17 protein-coding genes are annotated in these 16,686 nt (G+C 61.3%); 7 read left to right on the forward strand and 10 right to left on the reverse strand.

The features are described from left to right. Window positions 1-23 precede the first annotated feature (23 nt). Entirely contained in the window at window positions 24-1,838 is a 1,815-nt protein-coding gene (mnmC, locus tag EL199_RS11900; RefSeq protein WP_126316095.1) for an FAD-dependent 5-carboxymethylaminomethyl-2-thiouridine(34) oxidoreductase MnmC, read from the forward strand. Window positions 1,839-1,860: 22 nt separating this feature from the next. Beyond that, complete coding sequence (gene mnmA / locus EL199_RS11905; RefSeq protein ID WP_004143043.1) at window positions 1,861-2,970, forward strand: tRNA 2-thiouridine(34) synthase MnmA; 1,110 nt, start codon at window positions 1,861-1,863, stop codon at window positions 2,968-2,970. A gap of 312 nt (window positions 2,971-3,282) precedes the next feature. Here mnmA and ahpF read toward each other — a convergent pair whose 3' ends face one another. Together ahpF and ahpC are read right to left on the reverse strand one after the other, a co-directional pair. Next, the gene (gene ahpF, locus EL199_RS11910) at window positions 3,283-4,845 is read right to left on the reverse strand and encodes an alkyl hydroperoxide reductase subunit F (RefSeq protein WP_004143042.1); all 1,563 of its coding nucleotides are present in this window, start codon (window positions 4,843-4,845) and stop codon (window positions 3,283-3,285) included. A 92-nt stretch (window positions 4,846-4,937) separates the two neighbouring features. Continuing rightward, window positions 4,938-5,501: an alkyl hydroperoxide reductase subunit C gene (ahpC, locus tag EL199_RS11915; protein WP_004143040.1), complete on the reverse strand. Its 564-nt coding sequence runs from the start codon at window positions 5,499-5,501 to the stop codon at window positions 4,938-4,940. 158 nt (window positions 5,502-5,659) lie between these two features. On the opposite strand from ahpC, the gene EL199_RS11920 reads away from it, so the two are divergent. The 5 genes from EL199_RS11920 to EL199_RS11940 all read left to right on the forward strand — a co-directional run bounded on the left by EL199_RS11920 (window position 5,660) and on the right by EL199_RS11940 (window position 9,060). After that, complete coding sequence (locus EL199_RS11920) at window positions 5,660-6,565, forward strand: hydrogen peroxide-inducible genes activator (RefSeq protein WP_004143036.1); 906 nt, start codon at window positions 5,660-5,662, stop codon at window positions 6,563-6,565. Between the two features lie 210 nt (window positions 6,566-6,775). Next, the gene (locus tag EL199_RS11925; protein WP_004143035.1) at window positions 6,776-7,435 is read left to right on the forward strand and encodes a hypothetical protein; all 660 of its coding nucleotides are present in this window, start codon (window positions 6,776-6,778) and stop codon (window positions 7,433-7,435) included. Between the two features lie 60 nt (window positions 7,436-7,495). Then, window positions 7,496-8,191, forward strand: coding sequence for a sulfate transporter CysZ (gene cysZ / locus EL199_RS11930; RefSeq protein WP_004143029.1), 696 nt, complete (start codon window positions 7,496-7,498; stop codon window positions 8,189-8,191). A 51-nt stretch (window positions 8,192-8,242) separates the two neighbouring features. Further along, a complete protein-coding gene (locus EL199_RS11935; protein ID WP_004143028.1) occupies window positions 8,243-8,476 on the forward strand; it encodes a DUF896 domain-containing protein in 234 nt (77 codons plus the stop codon). Window positions 8,477-8,478: 2 nt separating this feature from the next. Continuing rightward, window positions 8,479-9,060 (forward strand): GNAT family N-acetyltransferase, encoded by a 582-nt coding sequence (locus EL199_RS11940; protein ID WP_004143027.1) that lies wholly within the window; start codon window positions 8,479-8,481, stop codon window positions 9,058-9,060. A 75-nt stretch (window positions 9,061-9,135) separates the two neighbouring features. Here the strand turns inward: EL199_RS11940 and EL199_RS11945 are convergent, their stop codons facing one another. The 8 genes from EL199_RS11945 to EL199_RS11980 all read right to left on the reverse strand — a co-directional run bounded on the left by EL199_RS11945 (window position 9,136) and on the right by EL199_RS11980 (window position 16,552). Next, window positions 9,136-9,981, reverse strand: coding sequence for an NAD-dependent epimerase/dehydratase family protein (locus tag EL199_RS11945; protein WP_004143026.1), 846 nt, complete (start codon window positions 9,979-9,981; stop codon window positions 9,136-9,138). After that, on the reverse strand, window positions 9,978-10,382 hold the full coding sequence (locus EL199_RS11950; protein ID WP_004143025.1) for a thiol-disulfide oxidoreductase DCC family protein: 405 nt from the start codon (window positions 10,380-10,382) through the stop codon (window positions 9,978-9,980). The genes EL199_RS11945 and EL199_RS11950 overlap by 4 nt, the downstream gene beginning before the upstream one ends. 7 nt (window positions 10,383-10,389) lie before the next feature. Then, complete coding sequence (locus EL199_RS11955; protein ID WP_004143024.1) at window positions 10,390-10,860, reverse strand: DUF2269 family protein; 471 nt, start codon at window positions 10,858-10,860, stop codon at window positions 10,390-10,392. Then, the gene (locus tag EL199_RS11960; protein ID WP_040356072.1) at window positions 10,857-11,231 is read right to left on the reverse strand and encodes a DoxX-like family protein; all 375 of its coding nucleotides are present in this window, start codon (window positions 11,229-11,231) and stop codon (window positions 10,857-10,859) included. The genes EL199_RS11955 and EL199_RS11960 overlap by 4 nt, the downstream gene beginning before the upstream one ends. A 590-nt stretch (window positions 11,232-11,821) precedes the next feature. Beyond that, on the reverse strand, window positions 11,822-12,340 hold the full coding sequence (locus EL199_RS11965) for a GbsR/MarR family transcriptional regulator (RefSeq protein WP_004143022.1): 519 nt from the start codon (window positions 12,338-12,340) through the stop codon (window positions 11,822-11,824). A 329-nt stretch (window positions 12,341-12,669) separates the two neighbouring features. Then, window positions 12,670-13,509, reverse strand: coding sequence for a DUF4198 domain-containing protein (locus EL199_RS11970; RefSeq protein ID WP_004143021.1), 840 nt, complete (start codon window positions 13,507-13,509; stop codon window positions 12,670-12,672). A 155-nt stretch (window positions 13,510-13,664) separates the two neighbouring features. Then, on the reverse strand, window positions 13,665-14,138 hold the full coding sequence (locus tag EL199_RS11975) for a hypothetical protein (RefSeq protein ID WP_050768133.1): 474 nt from the start codon (window positions 14,136-14,138) through the stop codon (window positions 13,665-13,667). 152 nt (window positions 14,139-14,290) lie between these two features. Continuing rightward, window positions 14,291-16,552 (reverse strand): heavy metal translocating P-type ATPase, encoded by a 2,262-nt coding sequence (locus EL199_RS11980; protein ID WP_004143019.1) that lies wholly within the window; start codon window positions 16,550-16,552, stop codon window positions 14,291-14,293. Window positions 16,553-16,686 lie beyond the last annotated feature (134 nt).

A 16,686-nucleotide genomic window follows, 5' to 3' on the forward strand; every position in this document is an offset into this window, starting at 1 on the left:
TTCTCATACATAAAACCCGCCCCATGCTCCTCCAACCCGCCCGCCTCACCCTTGACGCCAACGGCCAACCGCGCAGCGACCACTACCAAGACATCTATTACAACCCCGGCGCGGGCTTTGCCGAAAGCGAGCACGTTTTCATTAACGGCAACCGCCTGCACGAGCGCATCGCGCGCGCCCGCCACCTCACCATCGGCGAAATCGGCTACGGCACCGGCCTCAACTTCATCCGCACCGCCGACACCTTCCTGCGCGAAGCCCCGCCGGAGGCGCGCCTGCACTACATCAGCTTTGAGCTGCACCCCATCGCCGCCGACACCCTCGCCACCCTCCAGCGCGACTGGCCGCAGCCGGACATCCGCGCCGCCGTTCTCGCACAAAACCCGCATAACCACCCCGGCCACCACCTTATCAAAGCGCACCCGCGCATCCACCTGCACCTCATCCAGGGCGACATCCGCGCCACCCTGCCGCTACTGCGCGCGCGCGTGGACGCCTGGTACCTCGACGGCTTTGCCCCGGCAAAAAACCCCGAATGCTGGACGCCCGAACTCCTTGCCGAGCTCGCCCGCCACAGCGCCCCCGGCGCGACCGCCGCCACCTTCAGCGCCGCGCGCAGCGTGCGCGATGCCCTCAGCCAGGCCGGATTTCACCTCGAAAAAATCCCCGGCTACGGCACAAAACGCGACATGCTCACCGCCACCCTCGTCGCCCCGCCCGCGCCGCAGCCACACTGGACAAACGCCCCCGCCGCGACAACCGGCAGCATCGCCATCATCGGCGCCGGCATCGCCGGCAGCACCACCGCCCGCGCGCTGGCAGAAAGCGGCCGCCACGTCGTGCTCTATCACAGCGACGCCCACCCCGCCGCCAGCGCCGTCCCCGTCGCCGTGCCCTACCTCAACCCGGACAGCGACGCCACCCCGAACCGACCCTACCAAATCGCCGCCTGGCACCACGCCATGCGCGCCCTGCACCAATACCCGCGCGCCCTCTACGACCCCTGCGGCGTCTACAGCCATGCCACCGACGACGGCGAACGCCGCCGCCAACAAGCCATCCTCGACGCCGCCCTCCTAAGCGACGCCGAACTGCGCGGCGATGCCAACACCCTCCACTACCCGCGCGGCGGTGTCATCCACCTGCCCGCGCTGCTCGCCGCCCTTGCCGACCACCCCGACATCGAACAGCGCCAGGCGACCCTCACCAACCTGCGCGAACTGGACAGCCACGCCGCCATCATCCACTGCTGCGGCTGGCAAACCGCGCTCCTGCCCGAACCGGCACTGCATGACGCCATCCGTCCGCTGCGCGGTCAGGGCAGCCTGTTTGACAGCGACACCGTCCCCGACGCCGTCCACTGCGGCGCGCGCACCCTCATCCCGGACGGCAACCGCCTCTACAGCGGCGCCAGCTTCAACCCGAACGACAGCGACCTCGTGCCGCGCGCAGCAGACGACGACGCCAACCGACAAGCCATCTACGCCCGCCATCCCGACGCCAACCCCCGCCTGCACAGCCACTACATCGGCATCCGCGGCGCCAGCCGCGACTACATGCCGCTGCTCGGCGCCATCCCGGACGCCCGCGACGTCGCCGAAAAATACGCCGACCTGCGCCGCGACGCGGGCATTCACATCGCGCGCGACATCGCCCACCACCCGCGCCACTACATGCACCAAGGCCTCGGCAGCAAAGGCTGCACCCAGGCATGGCTGAACGCCGACATCCTTGCCGCCATCATCAACGACACCCCCATCCCGCTGCCGCAGCCACAACTGGAGCGCCTCGCCCCCGCCCGCTACCTGCTGCGCGCCCTGAAACGCGGACAGCTTTGAAACCACAGAACTACAGAACCCCATGACCCCATACACCCCGCCGCAAGGCGCCAAAATCGCCGTCGGCATCTCCGGCGGCGTTGATTCCTCCGTCGCCGCCCTCCTCCTGCGCGATGCCGGTTACGACGTCTTCGGCATCTTCATGAAAAACTGGGAAGAAACCTACAGCAGCGGCTATTGCAGCGCCGAAGAAGACGTCGAAGACGCGCGCGATGTTTGCGAAACCCTCGGCATCCCGCTGCACACCGTGAACTTTGTCGCCGAATACCACGAGCGCGTCTTCCGCCACTTCCTCGCCGAATACGGCGCCGGACGCACCCCCAACCCGGACATCCTCTGCAACCGCGAAATCAAATTCGCCGAAATGGCGCACTACGCCGCAGAACTCGGCGCGGACTACCTTGCCACCGGCCACTACGCGCGGCGCGGCACGCACCACGGCGCGCCCGCCCTCTACAAAGGCGTGGACGGCAGCAAAGACCAAAGCTACTTTTTGAGCCAAATCACCCCGGCGCAGCTCGACAAAGCGCTGTTCCCGCTGGGCGGCATGGCAAAAAGCGACGTGCGCCGCATCGCCGAACAGGCCGGACTGGTTACCTACGACAAAAAAGACTCCACCGGCATCTGCTTCATCGGCGAGCGCCCCTTCCGCGACTTCCTCGCCAACTACTTCGAAAACAAGCCCGGCAAAATGATAACCCCGCAGGGCGTATGGGTTGGCGAACACATCGGCCTGATGTACTACACCATCGGCCAGCGGCAGGGGCTGGGCATCGGCGGCATCGCCGGGGCGAGTGAAGAACCGTGGTACGTCCTCGACAAAAACCCGGCGGACAACACCCTCATCGTCGGCCAGGGCGAGCATCCGCTGCTCTACCACGACACCCTCACCGCGCGCCAACTCGCCTGGCTGAACGAAGCGCCGGAAGCCGGGCGCGTCTATCAGGCGAAAACCCGCTACCGCCAGCCCGACCAGCCCTGCCGCATCACCTGGCAGGGCGAAGACGAAATCACCGTGCAATTCGACGAACCGCAGCGCGCCATCACCCCTGGCCAGTACCTCGTCCTCTACGACGGCGAGCGCTGCCTCGGCGGCGGCGTCATCGAGGCGCGCAGTAACCGCGACGTCTAGGGGCTGTTTGCATTTCGTTTTGAATGCGGTCGCTACGCGGTTTTTACACCCCCTCCCTACCCCTCCCCCGCTTCGCAGGGGAGGGAAATTCAAATTGCAAACACACCCTAGGCGTGTTTGCCATTCAATAAACAAGCCCCTCTCCCGGTGGGAGAGGGGTTGGGGTGAGGGCAGGGACAAACAAAATCCGCATGACAACATGCATTTCAAAAACACCTTATTTTGAATAAGGCTGCCGCTACGCGGTTTTTACACACCCTCCCCAACGCGCATACACAAAAAAGCCGGATTGCTCCGGCTTTTTCTGCGTGATTATTGCTGGCGAATCAAATAGTCGAAGGCGGAGAGCGCCGCTTTGGCCCCCTCGCCCATCGCCACGATGATTTGTTTGTACGGCACGGTCGTCACATCACCGGCGGCGAAGATGCCCGGCGTGCTGGTCTCGCCCTTGGCGTTGATGACGATTTCGCCGAAGCGGGTGCGCTCCACCACGTCGCCCAAAAAGTCGCTGTTCGGCACCAGGCCGATTTGTACGAAAATGCCTTGCAGCGCCAGTGTTTGCGCGGTGTCGGTCGTGCGGTCGGTATAGCGCAGGCGGCTCACTTTGCCGTTTTCTGTGTCAATCGCCTGCGCGGCGGCGTTGGTGATGACGTGGATGTTGTCACGTTTGCCCAGTTGCTCAACCAGCACTTTGTCCGCTTTCAGCTCCGGCATGAATTCCAGCACGGTAACGCTTTTGACGATGCCGGCGAGATCCAGCGCCGCTTCAACGCCGCTGTTACCGCCGCCGATGACCGCGATGTCTTTGTCCTTGAAGAACGGGCCGTCGCAGTGCGGGCAGAAGGCGACGCCGTTGCCGATGTTTTCTTTTTCGCCGGGGATGCCAAGCTCGCGCCATTTGGCACCGCTGGCGACGATGAGCGTGCGGGTCTCAATCGTCTCGCCGGTGTTGAGCAGCACTTTGTGCGTCGCTCCGCCTTTTTCCACGCTTTGCACGCGCAGGTTTTCGCGGAGGGTAATCGGGTAGGCGGCAAGGTGGGTGTGCAGTTTGCCCGCCAGTTCCGGGCCGGTGGTTTTCGGCACGGAGATGAGGTTTTCGATGTCCATCGTGTCTTTCACCTGACCGCCGATGCGGTCGGCAACGAGGGTGACTTTCAGCCCTTTGCGCGCCGCGTAGATGGCCGCTGATGAGCCGGCGGGGCCGCCGCCGATGACGACCACGTCTTGCAGCGGCAGGCTTTTGGCGGGTGCGGCGGCGCTGGCAAGGTCAGGGTAGCGTTCCAAGAGTTTTTCGACGAGGCGGGCGGTGTCGATTTTGCCGTTGGCGAAGGCTTCGCCGTTGAGATAGACCGCCGGTACGCCCTGGATGTTTTTCGCTTCTATTTGTTCCTGAAAGAGACCGCCGTCAATCATTTCGCTGCTTATAGCGGGGTTCAGCAGGGCAAACTGGTTCAGCGTTTGCACCACGTCCGGGCAGTTGTGGCAGGAGAGCGAGATGTAAGTGCTGAAGGCGAGCGGCTGACGCACGGCGCGGATGAGGGTCTGGATGCTCTCATCGAGCTTGAGCGCGCTGCCGCCCGCTTGCAGGATGGCGAGAATGAGCGAGCTGAATTCGTGGCCGCCGGGGATACCGCTGAAGATAATGCCGGTATCCGTGCCGTCGGCGAGCAGTTTGAAGCTGACCGGCGAGGTGAGCGCGGCGTCTGCTTGCTCGATGAGCGAGAGACGCGGCGAGGTGGCGACGATTTGCGCGAGGAAGGTTTTCAGTTCGTCGCGCTTAGCGTGGTTGCCTGCGGCGAGGACGAGGGTGATGTCGCGGCTAAGGGCGGCGAAGTATTGGCGGACGGTGTCCAGCATGGCTTGGTCGAGTTGCATGAGGGTTCCTTGTGTAGGGTTGCGGCTACAAAAACAGCGCCCGCAGGCGCTGCTGTTTTGCTTTATGCGGTGGCGGTGCGCCTGTACCGGATTTAGATTTTGCCGACGAGGTCGAGGCTCGGTTTCAGCGTTTCCTGTCCGGCTTCCCAAGCGGCGGGGCAAACTTCGCCGTCGTGCTGGGCGACGTATTGTGCGGCTTTGACCTTGCGCAGCATGTCTTTGGCGCTGCGGCCGATGCCGTTGTCGTGGATTTCCGCGACTTTGATTTTGCCTTCCGGGTTGGCGAGGAAGGTGCCACGGTAGGCAAGGCCTTCTTCTTCAATCATGACGTCAAAGCCACGCGCCAGCACGCCGGTCGGGTCGCCGAGCATCGGGTATTTGATGCTGCTGATCGCCGGGCTGTGGTCGTGCCAGGCCTTGTGGGTGAAGTGGGTGTCGCAGGAGACGGCATAGACTTCCACGCCCAGCGTTTGCAGTTCGTCGTAGTGTTTGGCCATGTCTTCCAGCTCGGTCGGGCAGACGAAGGTGAAGTCCGCCGGGTAGAAAAGGAAGATGGACCACTTGCCTTTGACGTCTTCATGCGTGATGGTTTTGAATTCGCCGTTGTGGAAAGCCTGTACGGAAAATTCGGGGATACTGCGGTTGATGATGGGCATGTTTGCTCCTGATGATTACGAATAAAGGAAGCCGCCGGAGCGACTGCGGCGCGTATTATAGTCAGCGCCAACGCCTTGAAAAGCCTTGCAGCCTGTAATGTTCAGCTTTGGTTTTTTTAATGTATAATGGATTTTCATTCAATTTAGGTGAATAACAGATGATTACCCTGCGCCAAATCCAGTTTGCCCTCGCCGTCGCCCGCCACAAACATTTCAAGCGCGCCGCCGAGGAGTGCAACATCTCGCAATCCGCCCTCTCGCTTGGCATCGCCGAAATGGAAAAAAACCTCGGCGTCATTGTCTTCGAGCGCAACAACAAACAAGTCGTCATCACCCCCATCGGTGAGGAGCTGCTGCGCCGCGCGCAACAAATCTACCTTGACGCGCAGCAACTGGTCGAACACGCCCACGCCGGACAGGAAACCCTGCACTTCCCGATGGCGGTCGGCTTCATCCCGACCATCGCGCCCTATCTCTTGCCACAGGCGCTGCCGGTCATCCGCCACGAATACCCCGATTTCGAGCTGAACATCCGCGAAGACGTGAGCGAGCGCCTGGTCTCTGCGGTGCATAACGGCATGCTCGATGCCGCCGTCATCGCCCTGCCCTACGACACGCCGGGGTTGAACGCCTTTGAATTCGGGCAGGAACGCTTCTACGTCGTCGCCCACGAAAACAACCCCTTGAGCAAGCAGGATAAAATCACCGCCAAACAACTGCGGCAAGGCACGCTGCTGCTTTTAAGCGAAGGCCACTGCCTGAAAGACCACATCATGGAAGTCTGCAAATTCCGCGACGACATCAGCCCGGACAGCTTCCGCGAGGCGAGCCTGAACACCCTGGTGCAAATGGCGGTGAACGACATGGGGGTGACGCTGGTGCCGGAGATGGCGCTGCCCTCGCTGCAAAATCAGCCGCACATCCGCACCGTCGCGCTGGACGTCGCCGCGCCGCACCGCCGCCTGGCCGTCATCACCCGCCCGAACTACCCGCGCACCGCCGAGCTGGAAACGCTGATGGCGCTGTTCAAAACCGCGCTGGAAAAAACCAGGGCTGCGGCGTAAATTACCAGACAGGGGCGGTTCCTAACTGCCCGTCTCATTTACCCACAAATGGACGCTGCGCCTGCCCGACGGCAACAGCTACAAGCTCTGCACCAGCCGCACCAGCGAGCGTTCGCACATTCCAGTAAACACACCGGTAACGGTGACGGTGCGCGACAGCGTGTTTGACCGCAGTATCGAATAACCTGATATCACAATAGGAAACACACCATGAAAACATCATTGAAACTGGCCGCCTTGTTGGCAATAACCTTACCCGCCGCTCACGCGCAGGATTTTGACAATTACCGCGCCGAACCAAACCAATGGCTGGGATTGAAAGACAAGAAATTTCACCTGAACAGTACCAACGATCAGGGCAACATCTGCGATATAGAAGGCGACCTGAAAAACAACCGCTGGGAAGATGGCGAAGGCTGCACCATAGACTTCTCGTTTTTAGAAAACGGCAATATCAAAGTGAGCGTGCCGGATAGCGCATCTATGAAATGCCGTGAATATTGCGGATTAAATGCCGGATTTGAAGGAACCTACCGCCCCGAACCCGCACAATGCAGCGACAAGGGAACCGAACAAATGGAAGCAAAATTCCAGGCAGCCTATCGCGCCAAACGCTATAGCGAAGCCATAAAAATCAAAGAAACTTACCTGCAACAATGCAAAACCTTTGTGCATTGGCTGGATGAATTGGGGCAGCGCAACGATTTGGCCATCAGCTATTACCATGCGGGGGACAACGCCCAATGCCGCGCCACATTACAACCTGCCGTTAAAATCGTGGACAATGACGAAGGCGTTTCCCCCATATTGCGCGAATCCTTCGAAAAACAAAAACGCGCCGTACAATTTAATCTCAACAAATGCAAATAACGCGCCATCGCCTATCCCCAGCACCGCCACGGTGTTGGGGATAAAAACAAACCGTTCCCCATGAACACCCTCGCCTGCCTCGCCGAAGCCTTTGCCTGGCTCATCCGCCCCGGCATCCGCCGCTTCATCCTGCTACCGCTTGCGGTGAACATCACCCTGTTCGCCGCGGGCAGTTACGCCGCCTTTCACTACAGCGACGCGCTGGTTGAAAGCCTCCTGCCCGGCTGGCTTGCCTGGCTGCACTGGCTGCTCTACCCGCTCCTTGCCGTCGCCCTGCTCATCCTCACCTACTACAGCTTCAGCCTGATGGCGAACCTCATCGCCGCACCGTTTAACAGCCTGCTCGCTGCCGCCGTCGAAAAAGCCGAACGCGGCGACCCGTCGCCGCCTGCCACCCCGTTGTGGCGCGACATCCTCATGAGCCTCATACAAGAACTGCACAAACTGCTCTACTTCCTCGCGCTCGCCCTGCCCACCCTCATCCTCGCGCTCATCCTGCCGCCGCTCGCGCCCGTGCTGTGGTTTCTCTACACCGCCTGGTGCGCCGCGCTGCAATACCTGGACTACCCGATGGCCAATAACGCCGTCCCTTTCCGCGCCCAGCGCGCCCGCCTGCGGCAAAACCGCGCCGACACCCTCGCCTGTGGCGGCGCCATCAGCCTGCTGACCACCGTCCCCGTCCTCAACCTCGTCGCCATGCCGGTTGGCGTCATCGCCGCCACGCTCTACTGGTGCCGCCATCTGCGCCAGCCTTGAAACCCCGCGCGCGGACACCATATCCGTCTCACCCAAACCAAGGAGACCCACATGACCATTCCCGTCCTGAACCGCATCAACGAACTGGCGCACATCGCCAAAACCCGCGCCCTCACCGCAGAAGAAACCGCCGAACGCGACCAACTGCGACGCGAATACCTTGCCGCCATCCGCGGCCAGGTCGATAACCACCTGCTTGCCACCCGCATCGTCGATAGCGAAGGCGTGGACGTCACCCCGCAAAAACTGCGCGACGCACAAGAAGCCCAGCGCAAACCCCAATAACCATGCACATCCGCCCCGCCCGCGCCGAAGACGCCGCCGCCATCGCCCCCATCCTGCTACCCGTGCTGAAGGCGATGGAACTGCCCTTCCTCGCCCGCCACGGCCTGGAAACCACACGCACCCTGCTCGCCAGCGCTATCGCCCACCCGGACTACCGCTACGGCTACGCGCGCGGCATCGTAAAAATCCTCGACGGCCGCATCGTCGGCGCCGCCTTCGGCTACCCTGCGGAAGACGAAGCGCAAGTCGATGCCCCCTTCGCCGCCGTCCTGCAACAGCACCGCCTTGACCCGGCGCAGCGCCTCTTTACCGACCCCGAAGCCTTCCCGGACGAATGGTATCTGGACACCATTGCTGTTGCCCCAGAGCAGCGCGGTCGCGGCGTCGGCAAAGCGCTGTTGCGCACCCTGCCCGAAGTGGCGCTTGCCCGCGACAAAACCCGCATTGGCCTGAACGTCGATGAGGCAAACCCCAACGCACACCGCCTCTACACCCGCCTCGGCTACAAAACCGTCGGCACGCGCGAACTGAGCGGGCACCGCTACCACCACATGCAAAAAACCCTAAGCGGACGCGGCCACTGACCTCCCTGCCCTCGCTCGCCCAACCGCCTTAGGGTGGTTTTTTTATTTCATGTTTCAGCGTATTGGTGTCGTGCGCTAAAACCCCGCCACATCTGCCGCGGCAAACTGCTCCGGTGCCAGCGGCGCACGGCCGAGCAAGGCGGTGAAATCGCGGTTATCGGCGCAAGAGCCATCCGCCAGCAGGCGCAAGGTGGCAGCGCTCACCATGCCGTCGCTCAAATAATTGGTGAGCGGCAAAAACGGTGCAAGCAGCGGCAACGGCAACGGCAACACGCGCGCCGCTGTTTTACCGTGCAGCGTCGCGCGCAGGGTGTTCAGATAAGCGGCGAGCGACAGCGCGCGGCCGCCGCTCATGTTGAGGGTGGCATTGCGCGATGATGCCGCGAGCAGCGCGGCAACGCCGTCAGCGACATCGTAAACATGCACCGGTTGCAACATCTGCCGCCCGCCCTCCGGCAAGGCGAAGAGCGGCAGACGGGCGAGATGGATAAACAGCTCGCAGCTTTTGCCACCGCGCCCGTACACCACCGAGGGGCGGACGATGTCGGTGGTGAGTTGCGCGCGCACCGCCTCGTCGCCGCGTCCCTTGCTGCCGAGAAAGGCGACCGGATGCCAGGCATCGGCGCCGAGCGCGGAAACTTGCAGCCAGCGGGCGACGCCCGCCTCACGCGCCCAAGCGGCGAGCGTTGCCGGGGCGTGATGGTGCACGGTTTCGAGTCTATCCGCGTCGCGGCTCATGATGCCAACGGCGTTCACCACCGCGTCCTGCCCGCGCAGACAGGCACGCGCCGCGCGCTCATCCAGGGCGCGCAGGTCGAGTTCCTTATGCGTGGGCGTTTGCACTTGATGCCCGCAGGCGCGCAAGCGGGCAGCAAGATGGCGGCCGATAAAGCCGCTGCCGCCGAGGAGCAGGATGTTCATGGTTTACGCCGTGTTGGGCGATAACACGTGCCGCTGTCACAAGTAGCGTGCGGCAGAAACCAGCGCGAGAATCGGTAGCGATGACGCGCGAGCAGGGGATAACCCCAATCGGCGAGCGGGCGCAGCAGCGGCCAGTTCCAGATGCGGTGCAGGCGGTGGCCTTCGCATTCGCGGTACATGAGGCGCAGGGCGGGCATGCCGCGCAGGATAGTGCCGTCGGCGCAAATGGCATGGATGAGCGTGAGCGCAGCGTCATGGCTGATGCCATGCGCTGCCAATCGGGCTTCGTTTCCTTGTACCGGTAGCAGGGCGAGACTGCCGCTGCGGTTAGCCGCGCGCGCCCGTGCCATTGCGCGTTGGCAGAGCGGGCAGTCCGCGTCGTAGAAGAGGGTGTGTTGCATATTGTCCTCACATCGGTTTGAAAACCATCAAGAAATAAATAACCACCGTGGCGCAGAAGGCGGGATAGCCGAGCAGCTCCCAGCGCCGCGCCAGTTTCCCGTAACGCGCTGGCATGGTTTCCGCCCCGGCGGCGTGGGCGTCAGCGGCGATTTTCGCCATTTGCAGTTGCAGCCACACCACCGGCAGCCAGCAGACACCGGCGAAGGCGTAGAGGGCGAGCGTCATCCAAATCCACTTCGCCGACCACGGCCAGCCCGCCTGCCAAATCATCCACGTGCCGGAGGCGACCTGAAAAATCACCGTCGGCGTGGTGAACCACCAGTCGGCGCGCACCACCCAGCGGGCGACAACCGACTGCGCCGCAACCGAACCGCTGCGGTTCACCCAAAACATATAAAACGCCGTGCCGAAGCCGGTGCCAACCAGCAGCGTGGCGGAAATGATGTGTAAAGTCTTGACGAGCAAATAGGTATTCATGGGTTTCTCCTCGCAAGATAGCAGATGAGCGCCAGAATCGGCAGATTTTTGATGAGCGGCGCGAACGGGTGCAGCCACGCCTGCGGCAGGCACCAGGCGACGATGAGGGTGTAGGCGGCGACGGTCACCGCTTGCAATCCCCATAAGGCGTGGCTGCGGGCAAACGGGGTAAAGCAGCACATCCCGAGGACGACATCCCAGGCGGATGCGGCGTAAAAAAGCGGCTGTTGCAGCGCCGGCGGTACGCCGATTTGCGCGAGCAGTTGCAGCGATTCACCCGGTGCGACCAGCGCGGGTTGCAGCCCGCTCCACAGCCACAGCACGCCGAGCGAGCGCGGTAAATAACGGGGCAGATTTTCACGGGCGGGCATGTTCACCTCCTTTTGTTGGTTTAGGAATTTCTGCAAAAACAGAAATTAAATGGGTTAAAAAATGCGCGGGGCGCAGGGTTGTAGCGTTTCTTGAAAAAGGTGAGCGCTTTTTCAAGGGAACCCGGGGAGGGGGTGAACAATCATTGATGAACCAAAATTCCTGTTTTTCAATTGATTGCTGCCCTCACCCCAACCCCTCTCCCAGAGGGAGAGGGGCTCGTTCGTCGAATTATCAACAGCCCCTTAGGGGCTGTTTACAATTCAAATCTCCCTCCCCTGCAGGGCGAAGCCCGCAGCGGGGGAGGGATGGGGAGGGGGTGGACAATGCCGCTTACGAGATGAAATTTCGATTTTTCAATCGTTTGCTGCCCTCACCCCAACCCCTCTCCCACAGGGAGAGGGGCTAGTTCGCTGAATTGTAAACAGCCCCTAGGGCATGTTTGCATTTCAGCGGATAAGCCCTCTCTCTTGCTACGCGAGCAATGCTTGTCACAGTGGGAGAGGGGGCATATCGCGCTTTACCCCACCTTCAGTTCACTCAATAAATGCCCCAATGGCTTCCCATCATTCCGCACAGCCTCAACAGCAGACTAATGCAGTAATTTCTGAATCCCCGCCCCCAGCTTCAGCACTTTTTTCATCGTGCCGACCGAGAGGCGCAGCATTTCGTTCGTCCAGCTGGTGAGCGTGCTGATAAATTCGTGCGTTTCTTGAATCCGCGCGCGTGCGGTTTCATTTTCCTGCGCAAATTCCGGGCTTTCCATCAGGCTTTGCAAGAATTGCACCGTCGGCTCGATTTCGCGGCGCTGCCGCTCGGCAACGATGATGCGAAAGAGCGTCCACACGTCTTCGGAGGTGGCGAAATGGTCGCGGCGATCGCCCATGATGTGGACGGTTTGCACCAGTTGCCAGCTTTGCAACTCCTTGATGCTGTTACTGACATTGGAACGGGCGACGCCCAGCGTCTCGACGATTTCGTCGGCGTTCATCGGTCGCCCCAGAATGTAGAGCAGCGCATGGATTTGCGCCACGGTGCGGTTCACGCCCCATTTGGCGCCCATTTCGCCCCAATGCAGGACGAATTTTTCGGTGGTCGGGTTCAGTTTCATGGCGGGCAGTTTAGGTTTGTGCGTTATTTCTGTCAATACAGAAATTACAAGCAATAAAAACACCCGCAGCAAGCGGGTGTTTTTGTGCAGTCGCACTTAGGGGCTGTTGACAATTGAGACATCCCCCTCCCCTTGCAGGGCGAAACCCGCAGCGGAGGAGGGTCGGGGCTCCCCATGAAAAAGGCGGACGCCTTTTTCATGGGAACCCGGGGAGGGGGTGGGTGATGTTGTTGATGAATCGAAATTCCGGTTTTTCAATGGATTGCTGCCCTCACCCCAACCCCTCTCCCAGAGGGAGAGGGGCTCGTTCGTCGAATTGTCAACAGTCCCTAGTGATGGTGGTGATGTTCGTGCTCGTGCGGGGCAGCGCGTTTTTCGCCGATGGGGATGATGAGCGTGCTGGAGAGGCTGTGCTCCATGCAGGTTGCCTTGTCTTCAAACGGGGTTTTGTGGTTGACTTTTACTTTCCACAGTCCTTCGATGAGCGGAATCATGCCCACTTTGCCTTCTTTGTCGGTTTTGCCGGAAAAGGCCTGCGGTTCGCGGTGATCATGCGTCGCTTCCAGGTCTTTTTCCATGAAGGTGTCGGCGGTGGCGGTTACGGTCGCACCCGCGAGCGGTTTGCCATCGTAATAGACTTGCAGCGGGAAGACGGCGTCCAGTTTGATTTGCGTCGGGTCGGCCAGCGGCACGATTTCCAGCGCCTGTCCTACCGGCTTGCTGACGGCGGCCACGTCCACCGCGTCATCTCCGGCAACAACCAGCGCCTTGCCGAACATTTGCGCCTGCTGGCAGGTGCTGGCGTCGGGCATGTCTTTCAGGTTTTGCTGTTTCCAGCCGCTGTCGTTTTTGGACCAGAAGGTCGGCTGGTAAATGGCGCTGACCCAGTATGCGCCTTTGCCCAGTTTTTCTTTGGAAACGTACTGGTAGTTTTCGCCCTGCTGGTTCATGTCCTGCGCTTTGCCGTCCATGCCGATGAGTTGCAGCGGTTTGAAGATGTGCAGGCGGTCGGCTTCAATCGGCTCGGCGGCGGGGTAGTCGTGACCGTAGGCGAGGTCGGCCTTCAGCACTTCGTCGGCGGCGATTTTTGCGGGGGCATTGACCCAAAGTTCGTGCGCCTGGGCGAGGGAAGCGACGGCAACCAGTGCGGCGAGTAGCGTTTTTTTCATCAGGAAAACTCCGGTTAAAGGGTTGGTGTTGCTTGTAAAAGCGGCGCAGATTGTAACAGGGTATCCTGAAAGTCGCAAATGCGAATGCCTTGCAACGCGACGCGTGACGGAGCCGCTGTCCTCGCCATGTGGGCACGCACGGTTTTATTTTTTATTTATTCCGCGCCGCGTTTCGTCGGACAGAAAATATAGATAAGAAGATAGCCGAGTAATAAAAGCCCGTTTATCGCGCCCCTTTTATCTTCCAGCCCTTTGAGCGCGAGAAAAGTTTCAGAAACGTTTGGCAAATTTCCGGTCTGAAATGCGATAGCGGATGCTTCATGCGAGACGGGAATGATGAAGCATTGGCTGTTAATGACGACGAGCAGGGAAACTATCAGCAACAGCAATGTTTTTGTGCCGCTGTCGCTGAGGTAACGCATTAAGCTGCCAATAAAAAAGAGCCAGACACCCGGCAAGGTTGCCATGGCGACGACGTTATCCACGAAATAGCGCTGCCAATAGAAAAATGCGGCATCTTGTATTCTCCCGCCACTATTGAGGGCCGCAAAGGCGATGAAACTGCCGATAATCATGCTGCAAGCAATGAGAATGACGACGTAGCCTGTCTTTTGCATGTGTTTTTTCATGGTTGCTATCCTGTGGTGCAGATGGTCATATTTTCCCGCCGCGCGGGGGTTAAGCCGGATGGAATCGGGATTTCCATAGCTGGCTATTAATTTATGATACACCTTTTTAGATAGCATGCAAACTATTTAGGCGACGGAGTGCCGCCTGATGCTCAATCTATCCGCGCCCGTTTGAGGCGCAGCGCGTTGCCGAGGACGGAGATGGAGCTTAACGCCATTGCCGCACCGGCGATTATCGGGTTAAGGTAGCCGAGGGCGGCGAGCGGGATGCCGAGGATGTTGTAAATGAAGGCGAAAAAGAGGTTCTGCCGGATGTTTTGCAGGGTGGCGCGGCTGATGAGCAGCGCATCGACGAGTTGGTTGACGCTGTGCTGCATCAGGGTGGCGGAGGCGGTGTGGGCGGCGATGTCCGCGCCGTCTTTCATGGCAAAGCTGACGTTGGCAGCGGCGAGCGCGGGCGCATCGTTGATGCCGTCGCCGACCATCGCCACTGTTTTGCCCGCTGCTTTCAGCGCGTCAATGGCGGCGGCTTTGTCGCGCGGGCTCATGTCGCCGCGCGCGTCGTCGATGCCGAGTTGGCGCGCTATCCAGGCGACGGTGCCGGTATTGTCGCCGCTCATGATGCAGACGGCGATGCCGTGTGCTTGTAAACGTGCAACGGCGGCTTGGCTGTCGGCTTTGAGCGCATCGGCGAGGGCAAAGGCGCCAAGCGGGCGGTTGTTTACGGCGACGGCGACGATGCTGGCGACCGCCCAGACGTCGCCCAGGTTTTCCGGGAGCGTCAGGCCGCAGTAGTCGGGTTTGCCGACGCTGACGGTGCCAACGCCGGCGACGTCCGCGCGGATGCCCGCGCCGCTGTCGGTTTTGGCGTTGGCGGTCTCCGGGATGGCAATGCCGCGCGCGGTGGTGGCAGCGACGATGGCGCGGGCGAGCGGGTGGGTGGCGTTTTGTTCGACGGCGGCGGCGAGGCGGTAGAGTTCGTGGGATCTTTCGTCTGTATTGTCTGCGGTCGCTCCGCGATTTTTCACACCCCCTCCCTCGGTTCCCATGAAATAGGCTTCGTCTTTTTCATGGGCGCTCTCTCCCTCCCCCGCTTCGCAGGGAAGGGGGCTTTTTCCCTCCGCCAGCCACACCGCGGCGATTTGCGGGCGACCTTCGGTCAGTGTGCCAGTTTTGTCGAGGACGACGGTATCAACGCGCGCCGCTTCTTCCATCGCCGCCGCGTCCTTGTACCAGATGCCGTGCCGCACCGCCTTGCCCATGCCGACCATAATCGCGGCGGGCGTGGCAAGGCCGAGGGCGCAGGGGCAGGCGATGACCAGTACCGCGACCGCGTGCATCAGCGCGGTTGTCGCGTTGCCCTGCAGCGCCCAGGTGAGGGCGAAGGTGGCAACGGCAATGGCAACCACCGTCGGCACGAAGATGGCGGCGGCGCGGTCGGCGATGCGGGCGATGGGCGCTTTGCTGCCCTGCGCTTCGGCGAGTGCCGCCATCATGTCGCCAAGCAGGGTCTGGCTACCGAGCTGTTCGGCGCGATAAATCAGGCTGCCGTCGCTCACCAAGGCGCCAGCCAGTACGCGGCTGCCGGGCGCTTTCGCTTCCGGCCGCGATTCGCCGGTCAAATGGCTTTCGTCTGTCCAGCCGCTGCCGCTTTCCACGATGCCGTCGGCGGCGATGCGTTCGCCGTGGTTAGCGCGCAGCAGGTCGCCGATTTGTACTTGGTCCAGCGGCACGGTTTGCCAGACGCCGTCGCGTTGGCGGCTTACCTGGCGTGGGGTGAGTTGCAGCAAGAGGCCGAGGCTGTTCAGGCTGGTTTTTTTGCTGCGCTGCTCCAGGTATTTGCCGAGCGAGACGAAGCCGATGACCATCACCCCCGCTTCAAAATAGACGTGGCCGTGGCTGTGCGGCGCGCTCATCATGTAGAGCGAGTAGAGGTAAATCGCGCCGGTGCCGAGGGTGACCAGCACGTCCATGTTGGCAAGGCCGCCTTTGATGCTTGCCCAGGCGCTTTTGTAGAACGGCACGGCGAGCCAGAGCTGGACGACGCTGGCAAGCGCTAGCTGCGCCCACGGCGGCAGCATCCAGTTGTGGCGCCCCAGCATCATCCCCGCCATGCCGACGAGGAACGGCAGGTTGATGGCAAGCAGCAGCCACAGTCGCCAACCGGGATGCGTCGCATCTTCCGGCGCGGGCGTCGCGACAGGAGTGCTGGCGCTAAAACCGGTTTTGGCAATGAGGGCGGCGAGCGCGGTGGGATCGGTCTGGCTGGCATCGTAAGTAATCTGCGCTTCCTCGCTGGCGAAATTGACACTGGCGGCAGCGATAAACGGCTTTTTGTTCAGGACTTTTTCGAGACGGCTGGCGCAGGCCTGGCAGGTCATGCCGTCAATGTGGTAGCGGATTTTTTGCTGCATGGTTTTCTCACGGGCAGAGTGTCGTATATCGGCGCGGACAAGGCACGGGGTTATATAGCAATCCTCCTAAAGCCCCATACGGCGTTGCGCTGCCTCGCCGTACAACCGCGTGCTGTCTTCGGCGGCGCGCCTTG

Source organism: Cardiobacterium hominis, assembly GCF_900637305.1.
In the GTDB taxonomy this organism is placed as follows: Bacteria; Pseudomonadota; Gammaproteobacteria; order Cardiobacteriales; family Cardiobacteriaceae; genus Cardiobacterium; species Cardiobacterium hominis.